This window comes from Marinomonas sp. AWM4_232, assembly GCF_056158325.1.
This window is the reverse complement of sequence record NZ_JBSWTA010000001.1, coordinates 3,707,323-3,723,140: the sequence shown is the minus strand read 5'-3', so window position 1 is coordinate 3,723,140 and position 15,818 is coordinate 3,707,323. Positions and strand designations below refer to the sequence as shown.

General features: G+C 43.3%; 14 protein-coding genes. 4 read left to right on the top strand and 10 right to left on the bottom strand.

Annotated features, from left to right (window positions below; all coding sequences use genetic code 11):
- Positions 1 to 10: 10 nt before the first annotated feature.
- The gene (locus ACXAC1_RS17630) at positions 11 to 406 is read left to right on the top strand and encodes a GFA family protein (RefSeq protein ID WP_475063180.1); all 396 of its coding nucleotides are present in this window, start codon (positions 11 to 13) and stop codon (positions 404 to 406) included.
- A 188-nt stretch (positions 407 to 594) separates the two neighbouring features.
- Here the strand turns inward: ACXAC1_RS17630 and zapE are convergent, their stop codons facing one another.
- Positions 595 to 1,698, bottom strand: a complete 1,104-nt coding sequence (gene zapE / locus ACXAC1_RS17625; RefSeq protein WP_475063178.1) for a cell division protein ZapE — start codon at positions 1,696 to 1,698, stop codon at positions 595 to 597.
- Positions 1,699 to 1,899: 201 nt separating this feature from the next.
- Between zapE and gloA the strand changes: the two genes are divergently transcribed.
- Positions 1,900 to 2,424: a lactoylglutathione lyase gene (gene gloA, locus ACXAC1_RS17620; RefSeq protein ID WP_133560748.1), complete on the top strand. Its 525-nt coding sequence runs from the start codon at positions 1,900 to 1,902 to the stop codon at positions 2,422 to 2,424.
- Positions 2,425 to 2,502: 78 nt separating this feature from the next.
- Here gloA and ACXAC1_RS17615 read toward each other — a convergent pair whose 3' ends face one another.
- From ACXAC1_RS17615 to ACXAC1_RS17585, 7 genes are all read right to left on the bottom strand, one after another.
- Entirely contained in the window at positions 2,503 to 3,048 is a 546-nt protein-coding gene (locus tag ACXAC1_RS17615) for a histidine phosphatase family protein (RefSeq protein ID WP_475063176.1), read from the bottom strand.
- A 108-nt stretch (positions 3,049 to 3,156) separates the two neighbouring features.
- Positions 3,157 to 3,954, bottom strand: a complete 798-nt coding sequence (phnE, locus tag ACXAC1_RS17610; RefSeq protein WP_475063175.1) for a phosphonate ABC transporter, permease protein PhnE — start codon at positions 3,952 to 3,954, stop codon at positions 3,157 to 3,159.
- A gap of 17 nt (positions 3,955 to 3,971) precedes the next feature.
- Positions 3,972 to 4,766 carry a phosphonate ABC transporter, permease protein PhnE gene (gene phnE / locus ACXAC1_RS17605; RefSeq protein ID WP_475063173.1) on the bottom strand — a complete coding sequence of 265 codons (795 nt, stop codon included), beginning with the start codon at positions 4,764 to 4,766 and terminating at the stop codon, positions 3,972 to 3,974.
- Complete coding sequence (gene phnC, locus ACXAC1_RS17600) at positions 4,754 to 5,539, bottom strand: phosphonate ABC transporter ATP-binding protein (RefSeq protein WP_475063171.1); 786 nt, start codon at positions 5,537 to 5,539, stop codon at positions 4,754 to 4,756. Before phnC ends, phnE (ACXAC1_RS17605) begins: the two co-directional genes overlap by 13 nt.
- Positions 5,540 to 5,648: 109 nt before the next feature.
- Complete coding sequence (gene phnD, locus ACXAC1_RS17595) at positions 5,649 to 6,692, bottom strand: phosphate/phosphite/phosphonate ABC transporter substrate-binding protein (protein ID WP_475063169.1); 1,044 nt, start codon at positions 6,690 to 6,692, stop codon at positions 5,649 to 5,651.
- Between the two features lie 220 nt (positions 6,693 to 6,912).
- A complete protein-coding gene (locus tag ACXAC1_RS17590) occupies positions 6,913 to 8,283 on the bottom strand; it encodes a sigma-54-dependent transcriptional regulator (protein WP_475063167.1) in 1,371 nt (456 codons plus the stop codon).
- A gap of 1 nt (position 8,284) precedes the next feature.
- Positions 8,285 to 10,183: an ATP-binding protein gene (locus tag ACXAC1_RS17585; protein ID WP_475063165.1), complete on the bottom strand. Its 1,899-nt coding sequence runs from the start codon at positions 10,181 to 10,183 to the stop codon at positions 8,285 to 8,287.
- A gap of 281 nt (positions 10,184 to 10,464) precedes the next feature.
- Here ACXAC1_RS17585 and ACXAC1_RS17580 point away from each other — a divergent pair, with 281 nt between their 5' ends.
- On the top strand, positions 10,465 to 12,531 hold the full coding sequence (locus tag ACXAC1_RS17580; RefSeq protein WP_475063163.1) for a TonB-dependent receptor: 2,067 nt from the start codon (positions 10,465 to 10,467) through the stop codon (positions 12,529 to 12,531).
- A gap of 180 nt (positions 12,532 to 12,711) precedes the next feature.
- Here the strand turns inward: ACXAC1_RS17580 and ACXAC1_RS17575 are convergent, their stop codons facing one another.
- Positions 12,712 to 13,116: a hypothetical protein gene (locus ACXAC1_RS17575; protein ID WP_475063161.1), complete on the bottom strand. Its 405-nt coding sequence runs from the start codon at positions 13,114 to 13,116 to the stop codon at positions 12,712 to 12,714.
- Between the two features lie 376 nt (positions 13,117 to 13,492).
- On the opposite strand from ACXAC1_RS17575, the gene ACXAC1_RS17570 reads away from it, so the two are divergent.
- Complete coding sequence (locus ACXAC1_RS17570) at positions 13,493 to 14,452, top strand: AraC family transcriptional regulator (protein WP_475063159.1); 960 nt, start codon at positions 13,493 to 13,495, stop codon at positions 14,450 to 14,452.
- A 76-nt stretch (positions 14,453 to 14,528) separates the two neighbouring features.
- Here the strand turns inward: ACXAC1_RS17570 and ACXAC1_RS17565 are convergent, their stop codons facing one another.
- Positions 14,529 to 15,608 (bottom strand): hypothetical protein, encoded by a 1,080-nt coding sequence (locus tag ACXAC1_RS17565; RefSeq protein WP_475063158.1) that lies wholly within the window; start codon positions 15,606 to 15,608, stop codon positions 14,529 to 14,531.
- Positions 15,609 to 15,818 lie beyond the last annotated feature (210 nt).

The following is a 15,818-nucleotide window of genomic DNA, read 5'->3' as shown; positions in this document are numbered from 1 at the left end:
GGTAATCGTAATGACTGAATATTTTGGTTCTTGCTTGTGTGGGGAAGTGCGTTTTGTGGTCCGTGGTGATTTTGATAGTTTTTGTCATTGTCAGCATTGTCAAAAAGACACAGGGGCTGCATATGCGGCGAATCTATTTTCGCAGTCTGCTCAATTGGTATGGCAGTCGGGCGGAGATAAGGTGACAACCTTCACGCTTTCGGGCACAAATCACAGCAAGAGTTTTTGCAAGGTGTGTGGCTCAGCATTGCCTTGTAACCAGATACCATCGTTGCTGATGGTACCAGCAGGGTGTTTGGATACTAAGTTGTCTGTGGTGCCCACGGCGCATATTTTTACATCCAGCAAACCTGATTGGGATAATGGGTTGGAAGATGTACCAGACTGCCAAGGGCTGCCATCGTAAACGGTGCAACCTCCTACTTTTTCAATATGACTTTACGCCGTCAAGACAGTCTTGTAGAAGAGGTGTTCTAGGAGCTTTGCCCAAATGACAATTAGGTTTAGTGAGAGCCTAGTTATTGTTGATGGTGATGACTCCTATCCCTGACAGGAGTCAGGTCGTACAGAGTGCTGAGGTAGGTTGTTTTACGTCTATAAAGTACGCCCAAAGCCAACTTGGGCCATTTCTGTTAGGCGGCTTTGGGTGCGTCGAAACTCAAATAATAGGGTGCCTGCTTGGTATAACTGTTCAAGCGGCACTTCAGCTTGAAGAATTAAGCGTACTCGCTGGTCGTAGCATTCGTCGACGAGGCTGATAAAGCGCCTTACCGCGTCGTCGTTGATGGCGAGAGATACCACACGATCCCCCGTTTTTCCTGAACCTAGTGCACTGTCTTCTGTGCCACGTGCTTTGATGTGTTCAAAGGCTTCACCACTCAAGCATGGAATGTGGCTGACGATGATTTCATCGAATTGGGAGGCGAGTTCCATGTAGTCTGCAGCGGCGCGGGGGCCAATACATAGGTCTTCAAACCGGAACCATATTTGGTTTTCATTACGTCCTTGAGCGGTTATCGGGCGATGATTGATTTTTATCGTATCGATCGGAGAAAGTGTCGAGGCATTTAAGTAGGCGGTAAACGCTGTTTCAGTAGTAAAGTAAATAGGTCGAGTAGGGCGGGGCTGAAAGCGATGATCAACTTCTCCAGTTAGATGAATGCTGGTAAACGCTTGTGACATTCTATCGATGGTGGGTTGAAAGCGCTTTTTTTGCAGCTGAGACTGAAACAACCCAGTAATGGCAATGTTTGAAGTGGCTACGATGATGACACCTCGGTCAAGCAATGCACCAACTATACCGCCGAGCAGCATGGCATCGCCAATATCACTGACAAAGAACTCGTCAAAGCACAGTACTTGATACTCAGACGCCAAGCGATCAGCGATGGTCAACAAAGGGTTGGCTTGGCCGAAGGTTAGATTAAGTTCGCGATGCAATCTTGCCATAAAGTGATGAAAATGAACGCGCTGTGCCATCCCGCTTGGTAAAGCACCATAAAAGATATCCATCAGTTTCGTTTTACCGCGACCCACGTCTCCCCACAGATAAATGCCTTGCTTGGCATATTGCTCAGTCGTGCTAGCTAGGGCATTGTAAAGGGCGTTTAGCTCCGTGATTGCCTTTTGTTGAGCATGATCAGTTTTTAATTCTCCAGAGGCACATAAGCGCTGATAAATGTCGGCGGGGGAGTTCATCTTTTATTCTTTCAAAGCTTAAACATAGGTCGCTAACATACACGTCACCTTGTCGTACTGCAATGACTTGCCTTCTGGCCCTTCATGCAGGGGAGCATTGAATTATGTTCGAAGGTGCTCTGTAGGAATCATCTTACCAAGCATTGATTTTCAGTTTATGGCCCCCATTTTTATGATATACAGTGAAAGGAGGTTATAACGATGAGTCGTCATTTTGAGAAAGCCGAAGGTTTATGCGAAGAAAAAGATCCCGCTACCAATGGGTTTGTGTTTAACCAAACTATGCTGCGCATTGCAGATCCTGTTCGGTCGCTGGATTTTTACACTCGAGTGATGGGCATGACATTGCTAAGAAAGCTCGACTTCCCAGAAATGGAGTTCAGTTTGTACTTTTTGACCTATGGCGAAGATTTTTCTGATATCAGTGCCGATGAAGGTAAGCGAACTGCGCAAACGTTTGGTCGTCCAGCAGTGTTGGAGTTGACTCATAACTGGGGGGACACGGCAGATACGGTGGAATATCACAATGGTAATAGTGATCCACGCGGTTTTGGTCACATTGGTTTTCATGTACCCGACTTAGAAGGGGCGTGCCAACGCTTTGAGGATTTAGGTGTGACGTTTCAGAAAAAGCTGTCTGACGGTAAGATGAATTACATTGCATTCATTAAAGACCCTGATGGTTATTGGATCGAGATTTTCGATGCGAATCGTGTCAATGGGTAATTAAGTCAACGCACGATCATTAAGCAGTCGATATACAGAGCCAGTTTCAACAAAGTTTGATACTGGCTCTTAGCTTTATTAAGCATGTATTAATGGGATAATCTCACCAGTGTTTATATTTGGCAGCTGTCTGTGCTGGTAAGGAGCAAGTTTGAGCCAAGCTGTTCGCAGTATCTGCAAAACATCGCCATGTGCAACCAGCAGAATGTTTTCATTTCGGTGGGTCTCTTCTAGCTTTGCTATGACAGACATAGCTCTTTTTAATACCTGATCAGTCGTTTCGACTCGATGATTAGGTACGTTTTTAGCCAATGCGTCATGTTGCCATACCGTATCGTAGTAACGATCACTCAGGCCGTCCCATTCGCCAAAGAAGCGTTCCCGTAATAATGGTTCAATGATGGGTTCAGATAATGAAAGGTTGTCAGTCAGTATTTGAGCGGTTTGTTTTGTTCTGAGGAAGTCGGAGCAGTAAACGCTGTGTATTTTTAGTTTTTTACATGTGGGTAGGCTGTTTCGTACTTGCTGTTTTCCTTCGCCAGTTAGGCCAAATTGAGAGCATCCTAGTTTGGGATCACTGATAATGATGCCTGCAACATTGGCTTCACTCTGGCCGTGTCTCATTAAGTAATACTGATTGCTGAGAGTCATTTTCTTATAGCTCGGGGTGATTATTGGAAAGGGGATTAGAGCTCTTCTTAAAAGCTCTAACCCGTGGCTTAAAATGTATGATTAGAGTAGCTTTTTACGTATTTGTACGACGATAATCTCTGCAACAATTACCACTGCGAATATTGCAAGTAATGCCATCGCTACTCGCTGCCATTCAAATAGGTTCATGGCATCGCTCAAAACAACGCCAATGCCACCGGCTCCGACTAACCCTAATACTGCCGATTCTCGAACATTAATATCCCAGCGGAACAGAACAATACTGAAAAATGCAGGTAGCACTTGAGGCCAATAACCCTTCAAAAGTACGGACGCCCAAGAAGCACCTGTGGCGCGCAGTGCCTCGATAGGCCCCATGTTTATTTCTTCGATAGCTTCTGCTAGGAGCTTACCGACAAAGCCAACTGAGCGAAATGCAATAGCTAATACACCTGCCAACACTCCTGGCCCAAAGATTGCGACAAACAATAGTGCCCAAACTAACGAGTTCACTGAACGGGATGACACTAGAAAAAATCGTGCGACCCAATGACTAACTGGTGAAGCCACAATATTGTTAGCGTTCATTAATGCTAATGGTATGGCGAATAGTAAGGTTACCAGTGTGCCAAGAGTCGCGATGTTTAGAGTCTCGATCATGGCATCGTGAACAGAGATTGAATAAAAAGCAAAGTCAATTGGCCACATCCGTGTAAACATGTCAGCCATTTGCTCTGGTGCATCATAGAAAAACTCTGGAATCACTTCGACTGTTCGAATGGACTGTACTAACGCCAGTAATAAGATGAGATAGACTGAGTAGCGCGACAACTTTTGTTTTAAAGTAAAACGTTGCCAATGAGAGTGCATAGTAGTCATTTTGATGTCCTCATTGGTTATCTGAAAATGCGACGAACAATGTTGGAAAGAAACTCGCCGAACATGATCAGTGCAATGATGGTGATTAAAATAGCGGCAACAAAGTCGTAGTCAAAACGTTGGAAAGCTGAAAAAAGAGTACCACCGAGCCCGCCTGCGCCGACAATTCCGACCATAGTTGAGTTACGTAAATTCGAGTCTAACTGATAGGTCGAAAAGCCGATGAAACGTGAGAAAACTTGAGGCATGACTGAAAACAGAATCAGGCTAACAAAGCCTGCTCCAGTCGCGCGTATAGCTTCCACTTGTTTCAAAGAAATTTCTTCGATGGCCTCAGCAAATAATTTTGCAATAAAGCCAATCGATGCAACCACTAGCGTGAGAATCCCCGCTAGCGCGCCAAAGCCAACGCTTTTAACAAACAATATCGCTATGATGACAGGATGAAACGTTCGACATAAAGCAATTAGGCCACGCATGGGAACCGTCACCCAATTCGGCATCAGGTTCCTCGCAGCAAATAACCCTAAAAACAGTGATAATATAATCCCTGTAACGCTGGCGATGATGGCTATTTCCAAACTTTCTGCTAGTCCGCTTAGAAGCAGTTCCCAACGAGCGAAGTTGGGTGGAAACATGCGTTCGAAAAGTTGACCCGCATGGCCTAAACCTTCCGAGAAACGCGTCCAATTAAGCCCCATTGCTTGCACAGAATAGAGTAGATAAATTATCAATAATGCCCAAAGCCCAGTAACGAACCAGTTACGTTTGAAGGGGTTATCACGATGAGTGGACGGAGTTATACCAGCCATGACTCACCTCCATAGATTTGTTTTAGGTGATCCTCTGTGATGCCTTCAGGAGCACCGTCATAAACCACGACACCCTCACTCATACCTATCATTCTGGTGGCAAAGCGGCGTGCTAAGTTCACATCGTGAATGTTAACCAAAGTGGGGATGTTTTTTTCTTCAGCGAATTTTTCTAATAGCTCCATGATTTCGACGGCTGTTTTTGGATCAAGAGAGGAAGTTGGCTCGTCCGCCAAAAGAATATGAGGATCTTGCATGACCGCCCGTGCGATGCCCACTCGCTGGCGTTGTCCACCAGACAAGCTGTCTGCGCGTTTGTTTGCATGTTCTGTCAACCCAACAGCATCTAATAACTGAAAGGCCATATCGATATCCGCTTGACTGAATTTGCGGCGCCATGCGCTCCACGCAGACATATAGCCAAGTCGGCCTGTGAGTACATTCTCAATCACCGACAGGCGCTCTACTAAGTTGTACTCTTGAAACACCATGCCCACATGACGGCGAAGCTTGCGTAACTGGCTACCTTTAGCCAAACAAAGATTCGATTGATGGAAAATGATTTCACCGGCTGTTGGGTCAATAAGCCGATTAATGCAACGTAGTAATGTGCTTTTCCCTGTGCCAGAAGGGCCGATAATGGCAATGATGCCTGGCGAATTGATTTCAATGTCAATGCCTTTCAAAATGGGGTTTCCAGGGGTGTATTCTTTCTTTAAACCTCGAATGTGTAGTGCATTGGGAGAGACTGGAAAATCTGAGGCGGTTGTCATAGCAAGTTCCTTTGGGTAAAAGGGCCCCTTACCGCATATATGAGCACAGCGGTAGAGGGGTATCGTAAGACAGAAGGGAGTTGGTGCTCCCTAAGTTGGGTAGCTGAGCTTAATTAGTGCTCTGCATCGCTTGTTTTTTCGCTGCGGCTTTCGCAGCTTTCGCTGCATCGGCTTCAGCCAGCTGTTTTAGGCCAGTTTTGGTGTAAGCTGTACCGGAAGCATGAGCAATATCACGGATGACTTTCCAATCTTCTTTATAGGTGACTGGGTAGAAACGGTCTGCACCACCAAAGGTTTTTTGCATGTCTTCCGAGAAGCGGAAGCTATCAAAGGCTTGCTTGATTTTGGCAACAAGATCAGGGTGTAAGTCGTGGGCATAGCCGAACGCAGAGGTTGGGAACTTAGGACTTTTGTAGATGATACGGAAGTCCTTTTCTTCAATACGACCACCATCGACCATACGGTGGAATACGTCCGAAGCAACAGGAGCTGCATCGTAGTCGCCTGCTAAGACCCCCATGATTGATTGGTCATGTTTACCTGAATATTTTACTTGGTAGTCTTTATCTGGCGTAACGCCCACGTACGGGAATAGAGCTCTTGGGGCTAAATTACCTGAGTTGGAAGACGCGGAAGTATGGGCAACTACTTTGCCTTTTAGATCTTCCATTGAGTGTATATCACTGTCTGCACGAGTAATGGTAATTAGGTTATAACCTTGAAATCCATCTGCTGTGCCTTTTACTGCAATAGGTACATAACCGCCAAGATTCACTGCGTAGCCCGTTGGGCCGGTTGAAAAGCCTGCGATATGAAGTCGACCTGATCGAATCGCTTCGACTTCGGCAGCATTAGAATGCACAGTGTAGTAAATCACTTTTTTGCCAGTGGCTTCACTTAAATACTCTTGAAAGTCATGGAAGGCATCCTTGTATACTGCTGGATCCTCTACTGGAGTATAAGTGAATACTAAAGTGCTTGGGTTGCGCCATTGAGAAGAGTCTTTAGGGCTGTCAGCAACAAGATCGTGATTCTCATCACAGAATTTATCGTCAAGAACACCACGATGTGAGCAGTCGTCTGCCAATACAGGGCTTGCTCCAAAAAGCAAGGAACCAGAAACAATCAGGCTTGTAAGCAGTTTGTTTGACATTATTTGTACCTCTTTAAACATTGTTTTTATTGTTATCGCCGGTCGGGAGGAGCCGTTGCCGGAGATGGCTGACTCTGCGTTATAAAGCAGAGGCAGCATTTAGATAGCAAATCAAATACCAACATGATTATTCATAATAAAAACATAAGGTTAGGGGTTTTTGGTTGACGAGCAGTTATCTTATTGGACAGACATGTCCATCCTAAAAATGACAAACGGGTCATAACTGTCCTTTTTCCAAATTGCTACGGAAGACTTGCTTATCAAGATGATGCTTTTTCATTTTGCGATATAAGGTTTTACGTGAAAGATCCAACAAGTCAGCTGCTTCATGTAACTGTCCTTGTGTGGCTCTTAGACCCTGTTCTAAGATTTGACGCTCATACTGTTCCATGCGTGCTTCGTAACTGGCCCCAGCGGGACTTTCTTCGTGCTTTAATGAGGCTAAGGAAGTTTCACTGATGCCGAGCACAAATCTGTCAGCTGCATTTTTGAGTTCACGGACGTTACCAGGCCAATTATGCTGTAGTAAATGAGTCAAGGTAGTTGGCTGTATTTCTGGAAGGGGCCTTACAAAGTGTTCTGCGGCTTTACGAACATAATGATGGAAAAGAGGCAGTATGTCTTCAGGTCTGTCTTTTAGAGGGGGGATAGTCAAGCTGGCTACATTGAGGCGATAGAACAAGTCTTTGCGAAAACGACCATCCTCGCTAAGCTGGGCAAGGTCATCTTTACTTGCGGCAATAACTGTTAGGGAGACTGGGATAGGAGTTGTACTGCCAACACGCTCAATGGTTCGATCTTGTAAAACCCTGAGTAGTTTAATTTGTACAGAAATTGGCATCGTTTCTATTTCGTCTAGAAATAATGTTCCGCCGTTAGCGGCTTCAATCTTGCCGATGTGTCGTTTATTAGCCCCTGTAAAAGAGCCCGCTTCATGGCCGAATAATTCGCTTTCAATCAAACTTTCGCTGATACCGCCACAGTTTATTGCGATAAACCGCTTGTCAGATCGCTGGCTAAATCGGTGTAATGCTCGTGCGACAACGTCTTTTCCTGATCCTGTTTCACCATAAATAATGGTGTCTACATTGGCTTGCGCCAGAGCTAAAATATGTCGGCGTATGTTTTTAATCGCAACCGAATCGCCGATAATGAACTCGTTCAACCCACTTTGCTGTTCTAAGTTTTGCTTTAATGAACGGTTTTCTAGTACAAGTTGACGTTTCTCAATCGCTCGTGAAAGTTTATTGATTAGTTGATCTGGATTGAGTGGCTTTTCAAGAAAGTCATATGCACCATCCCTCACTGCTTCGATTGCCATCGGAATATCCCCATGACCACTCATGAGAAGTACAGGAAGTTCTGAATCAAGCTTTTGCAGCCGAGTAAGCAGTGTGAGTCCATCCATTTTAGGCATTCTAACATCGCTTAGTATCACTGCTGGACTGTCAGTATCCAGTGAAGCCAAAGCTTCTTCGGCGTCAAAAAAGCTTTGGATTTTAAATCCTTCCAGCTCCAGCATTTCTGTCAGGGCTTCAACGATGGACTGATCATCATCTATGAGTATTATTTTAATATCCTGATTCATTTTATTGCTCTGCCTTATTTAATATCAGAGTAAAACAACTACCTTTACCTAAAGTGGAGCAGACGCGAATACGTCCTCCAAAGTCTTGAATAATGTTGTAACTGATAGACAAGCCGAGTCCGAGCCCTTGTCCTACTTCCTTTTGTGAGTAAAAGGGGTCAAAGATCAGCTCAAGTTTGTCTGGCTCAATGCCAATGCCTGTATCTTCCACTTGAATCTCAACCACAGACCCAAGGTCAGTAACTTGGATGCTAACCTTCGCATCGGCTGCTTGACGGTCATTTTGTTCTAATGCATCTAAAGCATTACTCAACAAGTTCACCAGCACTTGTTCTAAGCGTATTGGCTCAGCCAGTACGGTAATTGTTTTGGAAGGTGCTTGATAGTCAAACTGACATGGGGGTTCTTTCAAACGATTTGACATAAGATCAACAGTATCTTGAATGACTTCATTAACTGACACAGGGGACAGTTCGGTTTCAGCGACCCTTGCAAACGTTTTTAGGTGGCGAGTGATTGAGGCCGTTTTATCGAGTAAATGTGATATTTTAACCACTGTCTCGCGGGCTTGTTCTGGTTCATTTTTGTCTAAACGGCGCCTTAAAATATGCAGCTGGCTTGCTATGGCGGTGAGGGGTTGATTGATTTCGTGGGTAATACCAACACTAAGTTGCCCCAGTGCTGCCAATTTTCCTGCTTGCACCAGCTCATTTTGTGTAGTTTTGAGTTGTGCTTCGGCGGCGATACGTTCTTCTATTTCGGCCGCAAGCTTGTGATTTGTTTGCTCCACTTGGATGGCTGTATTTTGAAAGTGTTTAAGGTCCATAGCCATTCTTGATACTTCATCGTCACCAAGAATACGAATTTGTGTATCCAGTTTTGAGCTGGCGATGGCACGCATGTTTTTCTGAAGCTCTTGAATTCGCTGCAGCACATTTCTTTGCACATAAAACCAGGATATTGCCCCGGCTACGATAAGGCTTGCTAATGACAGCAGCAGCACGCTACGGATGCTGATGTTGATTGACTTGATAGCGTTGTCTAGTGACGTGCCAATACTAGTGTTAGTTTGATTGGTGTATTGGTTGATCTGAGCGGCCAACTGTTGAATATGGTTTTGGCTGTTTTGAAGGTAAAAAGACTGTTGGTAAAGTAGATCAAGTTCCTGATTTTTAAGTAGAAATAGCTCTCCCTTACGTGACCCCATCTTAATAAGACTTTGTAACTCATAGTGTGTGTCGGGCGGTATATCCAACTTGCTGGCATTTACCTGGAGTTCTTCTCCAAGTCGTTCTAAATGTAAAAAGGTATAGTCTAAATCGTTAAAAGATGCGTCATTTCTGATTTTCTCGGCCATACCAGAAAAATAATAAAGGTGGCTAATAATTGATAAGACGTCTGCTGGTGGAGATTGTTTAAATTGATCGATTAATTGCTCGATGCGAGGAAATATCAAATGTAAAGCCATGACTAAGTCTCGATGAACAAGTTCTCTTTGTTCAACGTTTTGATTAAGTAAGGTCAGGCTATTATGAATTTGAGTGATCAGTTCGACGAAGTAGCGGTTGTAATCGGGCAAGTTGCGCATCAACTGATCCATCTCATCAATGGCAATATTAAGCTCGACCATAGCTTGTAGCCGTGAGGCATTTGATTCGCTGCTTACCAATAGAGGAGCCGTAGAGACAATGAGGCGGCTTTTATCGTTAAGTTTTGCCGCAGCATCTAAACCTGGTATGTCTTGGTGTTGAAGTAGCTCTAGCTTGCCTCGCAATTTTAGATAAGTGTTTGTAGCGAGAGTACTGGCAACAATTGTAATGGACGAGATCAAAACAAATGCTAAAAAAAGACGCCCACCAATACCGATATGGCGGATCCAATCCCGCAAATTAATACCCATGCTCGTATCCTTATTATTATTGTAGTTAAGCCTTGTAATGAAAAAAGGATGCCAGTTTTACCAGCTTAAATACAGGGATAAAATTAACGGATCGGTCAGAAATGTCCCATTTGAAATTGCTCATGAATAAACACGAAGCATAGGAAAAACTTTCTAAATAATTAAATGATAACAATTACCATTAGCAATTGTGATTTTTTCGATTTAGAATTTCACTAGCGTTTTTAGCGTTTTTAGCGCTTTTATCGATGGAATTAAGTTAATTTAAGGAAGTAACCATCATGTCTCGTAGCTTAGCTCAAACTATATGCCCCAGTTCTCTATCACTGGTGGCTCTTTCAGTCATTTCAATTAACAGTGTTTTGATAGCTTCTCAAGTACAGGCTGAAGACTCTGTAGCCTTGGATACCTTGACAGTGACAGGGGAAAAAATGGATAAGAATATCCAAGATACTCCTACAGCCGTAACTATTATCAGTGGTGAAGATCTAGCCAGTGGTGAAAATAAAAGCTTACGTGAGGTGGCGACTCAAGTACCCAACGTAATTGTGTCGTCATTTGGCAATGTGGCGATTCGAGGCATGAGTGGTAACGGTGCAGCCTCGGGGGGGTATGCATTGATAACAGGGGCTCGTTCACGCGTAGCGACCGTGATTGATGGGGGGACTCAGGATTGGGCAGGGTATAACTTCACGCCTAGTGGTGTATGGGATGCGCAACAAGTTGAGGTATTACGTGGGCCGCAGTCGACAACTCAAGGCACCAGCTCTATTGCGGGAGCTTTGGTCATCAAAACCAATGATCCAACCTTTATTGACGAGGCCTCCGTTAGAGCGGGCCTTGAAAGCTATGAAAATGGCAACCTTAAATACAATTTGGCGGCAATGTCTTCGGGAGCGTTGATCGATGAAGAATTAGCTTATCGACTTGCATTAGATGGTACAAAAGGCGATGGCTGGATGAAGTATGGCCAAGAAGCTGATGAGCTCGATACCGGCCCTGATGTAGATGACGCTGAAAACTATAATATTCGTGGTAAGTTATTATGGCAGCCTACTAATAATCGTAATTTATCTGCTAAGTTGACGGTCGAACATCACGCTTATGATGGGGAATATTTAAGCTGGGCAAACAACTCGGCTAATCAATTTTCTCCGCCAATGATGACGTTAGGTGATGGACGTAATACCCGTCTTCAAGACTCAACTGTTGACTCCATCGCTACGGATGTGGATTACGACTTAGGGAATGGCATACTTAATTCACTACGTTTAGCATATAGCACCAGTGATGTGAGCTTTGCAGAGTATCCAGGTACGACTATGCTGGATGTCGTTAAGGATACCACGACCCTAGAGAATCGTTTGATATTTGATCAACCTAACAGGGCGCTTTCCGGTGTTTTAGGGTTCTACGCTTCGCAAAAAGAAGCGGATACCGATATAACTTATCGAGGACAAGATTGGTACACGTCTAATGATACGTCGACCGCTACGTTAGCATTATACAGTGAAGGAACGTTTTCTTTGTCAGATCAAACTAATTTAATCGGTGGTGCGCGTTTAGAGCAAGAGGATGCCGATCGATTGATCATTAATGATGGTCGTATCGATGTTGATCACGAAGATAGTGAAACCCATTTTCTTCCGAAAATAGGTATCACGCATGCTATATCAGATAGCACTACACTTGGGGCAAATATTCGTAAAGGTTATAGCCCAGGGGGATCTGCATATCAATGGGACTCTACTCGAGAGTTCTACTCTTACGACAGCGAAGAGGTGATTGCTTATGAAGTCAGTAGTAAGAGTGTGTTTTCAAACGGTACCAACCTGAACGTGTCCTTGTTCTATAACAATTATTCTGATTATCAAGCCATGTATAACGACCGCATCAATAATATTGATTCGGCACACACTTATGGCTTAGAAATCGAAGCAATTGCTTGGCTCTCGGATAACCTAGAGTTGCGGGGTAATTTAGGTTTATTGCGCAGTGAGATTGATGAGTATGAAACGTCAAAAGGCAATGATTTGCCAAGTGCTCCAGAGAGCAATGTCAGTGCTGGTTTCACGCAATATTTAGGAGAAAATTGGTCATTGGGTGCAGACATGACTTATGTAGGAGAATATTACTCAGGACTGGACAATAACGAGGAATACAAAGCAGGTGATTATGTTCGTACCGATGCACGTATTCAATATGTTAATGGCAACCTAACGATTGACGGTTATGTGAAAAACTTGACCGATGAAGATATCATCTATCAGATCAATGGTGGACGTGCTGTACGGGCGTCAGTTGGGCAAACTCGTACAGTTGGTGTGAGCGCGACACTGAGTATGTAAAATAAGCCTTAAACGTTGCAGATTGGCTTGCATTTGAAAATCAGATCTTTCGGTGCAAGCTAATTATTTGAATGGAGTTTGTTGAAGTCACCATTCTCAATCTATGCATGATCACGTAGCGAAAGCAGTTGAGTTTGGTTCCTAAAGCTGTTGTATCATTGGCGAGAATAAGCGCAGTATTCAATGCGAGTTATGGCTCAAAATCTTCATTTGTATTATGAGGTGTTTGTTGACTGTTTCAAGAGGAAGAAACTCGCCTTCTGGAAGCCGATAGCCACCGTTCAGTGCGCATTTTTGGTAGTCATGTAAGTTTAAATTAATTACTTTCTTAGACACATCGCACAGCTTGAAAGTGGTCTCGAATAAATTATATGGCGCCATTGAAAGGCGAAGAACGGCAGTCAACATGCTATAGCCGCGTTTACCGGTACGCTCTTCCAGTTCACTCAGAGTATAATGAGATTGCTCAGGGTGGGCTTTCACATAATTCGCCACTTCTGTCCAAATTTCTCCTTTTGGATACAAAGCACCTTCTATCAGTCTTGTGAACTTCTGTTGATGTTGTTTGTAATATTCACTGGTCATTCATTCAAATCCCTTGAACAATAATGTGTGTATATTTAACAACCTTAGTCAAAAGTGAGTGGAAGAAAGCACTTATTTTGTAATGTTTTAATTCTGTATTGGTTTAATGTAAAGAAATGTATCTTAATTGTCGATCGATTCAAAATAAAGTCAATACACGCATTTTTGATTTTCCATGATGTAACTTCATCGTTTAACGCTCAGCGCCTCTATCAAATAGAGAGACAATCATAAGGTTTGCTATGCAAAATTGTGATCAATGTCGCGCAATTTGGATAAGTGTCATTGCAAAAAAACCTTTAAAGTTAAAATGTTTTGTTTATAAACAATTATGCGGCACATCAAATTTCCTACTATAAAAATAATGGGGGCTGAAATGAGTATGTCTCTCAGCGCATGTGATTACGAGTGTAATGAAGTTTCCGCTCTAACTGTTTCTAAGTTTCTAATAAGTAAAGACTTTGAAAAGCATGAGTTAACCCAAAAATCAGCGGATATCGAGTCTGCTGTTGTAAAACTGAAATATTTTGGCGAAGTGACCATATCAGAGCATTGCTTTGGCTGCGCAGTGCAAATCGAAACGCCAAAGATGGTCGACCATTATCATCTACAAATTATTCTCAAAGGAGAAGGTACTGTTCTATATCATGGCATTGAGCAACACTTAAACGCTGGAGAGGCATTGGTGGTGTCACCTGATTCCTCCTTTATTAGTACCTATAATGCTGATTGCCAAAAACTGATTGTGCGTATACCAGAAACTCTAATGAGGCAAACAGCTCGCGAATTTAATTATGAAATGTCTGAAGCCCCTATAGAATTTAACTATATAAAACAGCGACTGCCATCTACTGGATCTTTGATTAATCTATTACAGGATATTTTACAACAACCCTCAGATTACTTATGCGGCAGGGGAGTTACTTATTATAACAAGCTCTTATCTAACGCAATTTTAGGGACATTTTCTTGTAACTTAACGCGTAGTGGCAAGAATGTATCAAGTCAACATCGTTTAATTGAAAGGATTCGAGATTACGTGCAGGGACGTATTTTGCAGGACATCACAATTGATGAATTGGCTTATCTTTGTAAGATCAGTCGTAAATCTCTTTATAATTTATGTGATCGGGAGTTAGGCATGACGCCAGCTTCTTTCGTGCGACGTTTAAAGCTTGATAGGGTTTATTTGGAATTAAGTATGAATCATCAAGTACGGAATGTTACTGAGGTCGCTTTAAAATACGGCTTTACAAATTTAGGCAGATTTTCAGCGCAGTATCGGGAACATGTCGGAGAATTGCCGTCACAGACACTACGCAATAACTGTGACTGAATGACCCCTAAGCGAGTAAATGACCCAAGCAAAGGGGAAATGCTAGGGTCATTTGTGTCATGTGAGAAATAGACGTTTAAAATTTATACATTGCCATTAGCTCAACTTGTTTGCCTTCAGGTCGAATGGATGAGCCTTGTGAAGAGGGTGGTCGATTTCCTGCATTTTGATCCCTCAGTTCTATGCCCAGTTCAACATTGGGCATGTAGGAGTAAATCATGTTCACGGCGGTCTGTTTTAATGTGTCTTCAGCAAGGCTTGAATCACCAGCTTTTACTTGCCCATAGCGCAGGTTGGCGCGAATTTTATTTGAGAATTTATGACCAATACCGGCGCTAAAGCCAGTGGTTGTGATCATATCACCGTTTTCATCCACTTCCATTTGGCCGTCAAGTCCACGAGAACCATTGTAGCCCCAGCCAGCATAAATTGCTGCGCCTTCTCCTGTGAAACCACTTAAGCTAACTGTTGTGTCACCAAACTTTAGTTTAGTAGCTAATGAAATTGCAGCGCCGAAGTCCGATTCGTCGTCGGTAGTAATAGACGGGGAAGTATCAACTTCTCTACCCGTCACGGCAATATTAAAAGCATGACCAGATTGGGTACGATGGGTGTACGCAAGCACTGCATCAGGGCTATCCGCTTTATCATACAAAGGGTCTTGTAAGGTTAATCTCAAACCATCTTTGACATAATGAATAACCAAATCAGGTCGAATGGGCGCACCATTTCCCGCAATGGTACCAATTCCAAGTCCCCAAAAATTGAGAGTTTCGGTATCAAATGGGGCATTAGCAAAGAATTGCCCATTCCAGGTCTGACCAATCGTTAGGTTATCAATATTCAGGTAGGCATGACGTAAGCGCCAAGCGTAGCTACTGTCAGCAGCGGTATTATTATCCCAAAAGTCGCCTTCGATAAAACCACGTAACTTGTGTCCATCGACTGTACTTGTGGTTGAAAAATTCAGCCGTGACTGTCTGACGCTGCCTTCTACAGAGCTTTCACCATCCTCAGGTCGGTCAAAAACAGTTTCTGCTTTAAGGTAGCCCCCAATGCTAAATTTTGTGCCATTGAACTCTCCTAGTTCGATGGCCAGAAGTTGCGAAGACATACCCGCACCAAGAACAGCTAATGCTAATTTTGTTTTTATCATGTTTTTCTGCCTTTTTTATTATCGTTGTTTAAAGGTGGGATTAATATGACAAAATGACTTAGGGAGCAGATATCCAAATAGTGTAATCTTTGTACACTGTCGTACCTGCTTTTGCTTTCAGGGTAGGGTTGTTGGCTAAGTTATTATTTTAACGCAAAAACTGGGCCACTTTATATCGCCTAGGCGTTTGTAATGTGCGAAAATGACCAT

Coding starts and splice junctions, on each gene's coding strand:
- phnE (WP_475063175.1), bottom strand. CDS start 3,954: ATGACTACTATGCACTCTCATTGGCAACGTTTTACTTTAAAACAAAAG.
- gloA (WP_133560748.1), top strand. CDS start 1,900: ATGAGTCGTCATTTTGAGAAAGCCGAAGGTTTATGCGAAGAAAAAGAT.
- ACXAC1_RS17575 (WP_475063161.1), bottom strand. CDS start 13,116: ATGACCAGTGAATATTACAAACAACATCAACAGAAGTTCACAAGACTG.
- ACXAC1_RS17580 (WP_475063163.1), top strand. CDS start 10,465: ATGTCTCGTAGCTTAGCTCAAACTATATGCCCCAGTTCTCTATCACTG.
- ACXAC1_RS17565 (WP_475063158.1), bottom strand. CDS start 15,608: ATGATAAAAACAAAATTAGCATTAGCTGTTCTTGGTGCGGGTATGTCT.
- phnD (WP_475063169.1), bottom strand. CDS start 6,692: ATGTCAAACAAACTGCTTACAAGCCTGATTGTTTCTGGTTCCTTGCTT.
- ACXAC1_RS17630 (WP_475063180.1), top strand. CDS start 11: ATGACTGAATATTTTGGTTCTTGCTTGTGTGGGGAAGTGCGTTTTGTG.
- ACXAC1_RS17590 (WP_475063167.1), bottom strand. CDS start 8,283: ATGAATCAGGATATTAAAATAATACTCATAGATGATGATCAGTCCATC.
- ACXAC1_RS17585 (WP_475063165.1), bottom strand. CDS start 10,183: ATGGGTATTAATTTGCGGGATTGGATCCGCCATATCGGTATTGGTGGG.
- phnC (WP_475063171.1), bottom strand. CDS start 5,539: ATGACAACCGCCTCAGATTTTCCAGTCTCTCCCAATGCACTACACATT.
- ACXAC1_RS17570 (WP_475063159.1), top strand. CDS start 13,493: ATGAGTATGTCTCTCAGCGCATGTGATTACGAGTGTAATGAAGTTTCC.
- zapE (WP_475063178.1), bottom strand. CDS start 1,698: ATGAACTCCCCCGCCGACATTTATCAGCGCTTATGTGCCTCTGGAGAA.
- phnE (WP_475063173.1), bottom strand. CDS start 4,766: ATGGCTGGTATAACTCCGTCCACTCATCGTGATAACCCCTTCAAACGT.
- ACXAC1_RS17615 (WP_475063176.1), bottom strand. CDS start 3,048: ATGAGACACGGCCAGAGTGAAGCCAATGTTGCAGGCATCATTATCAGT.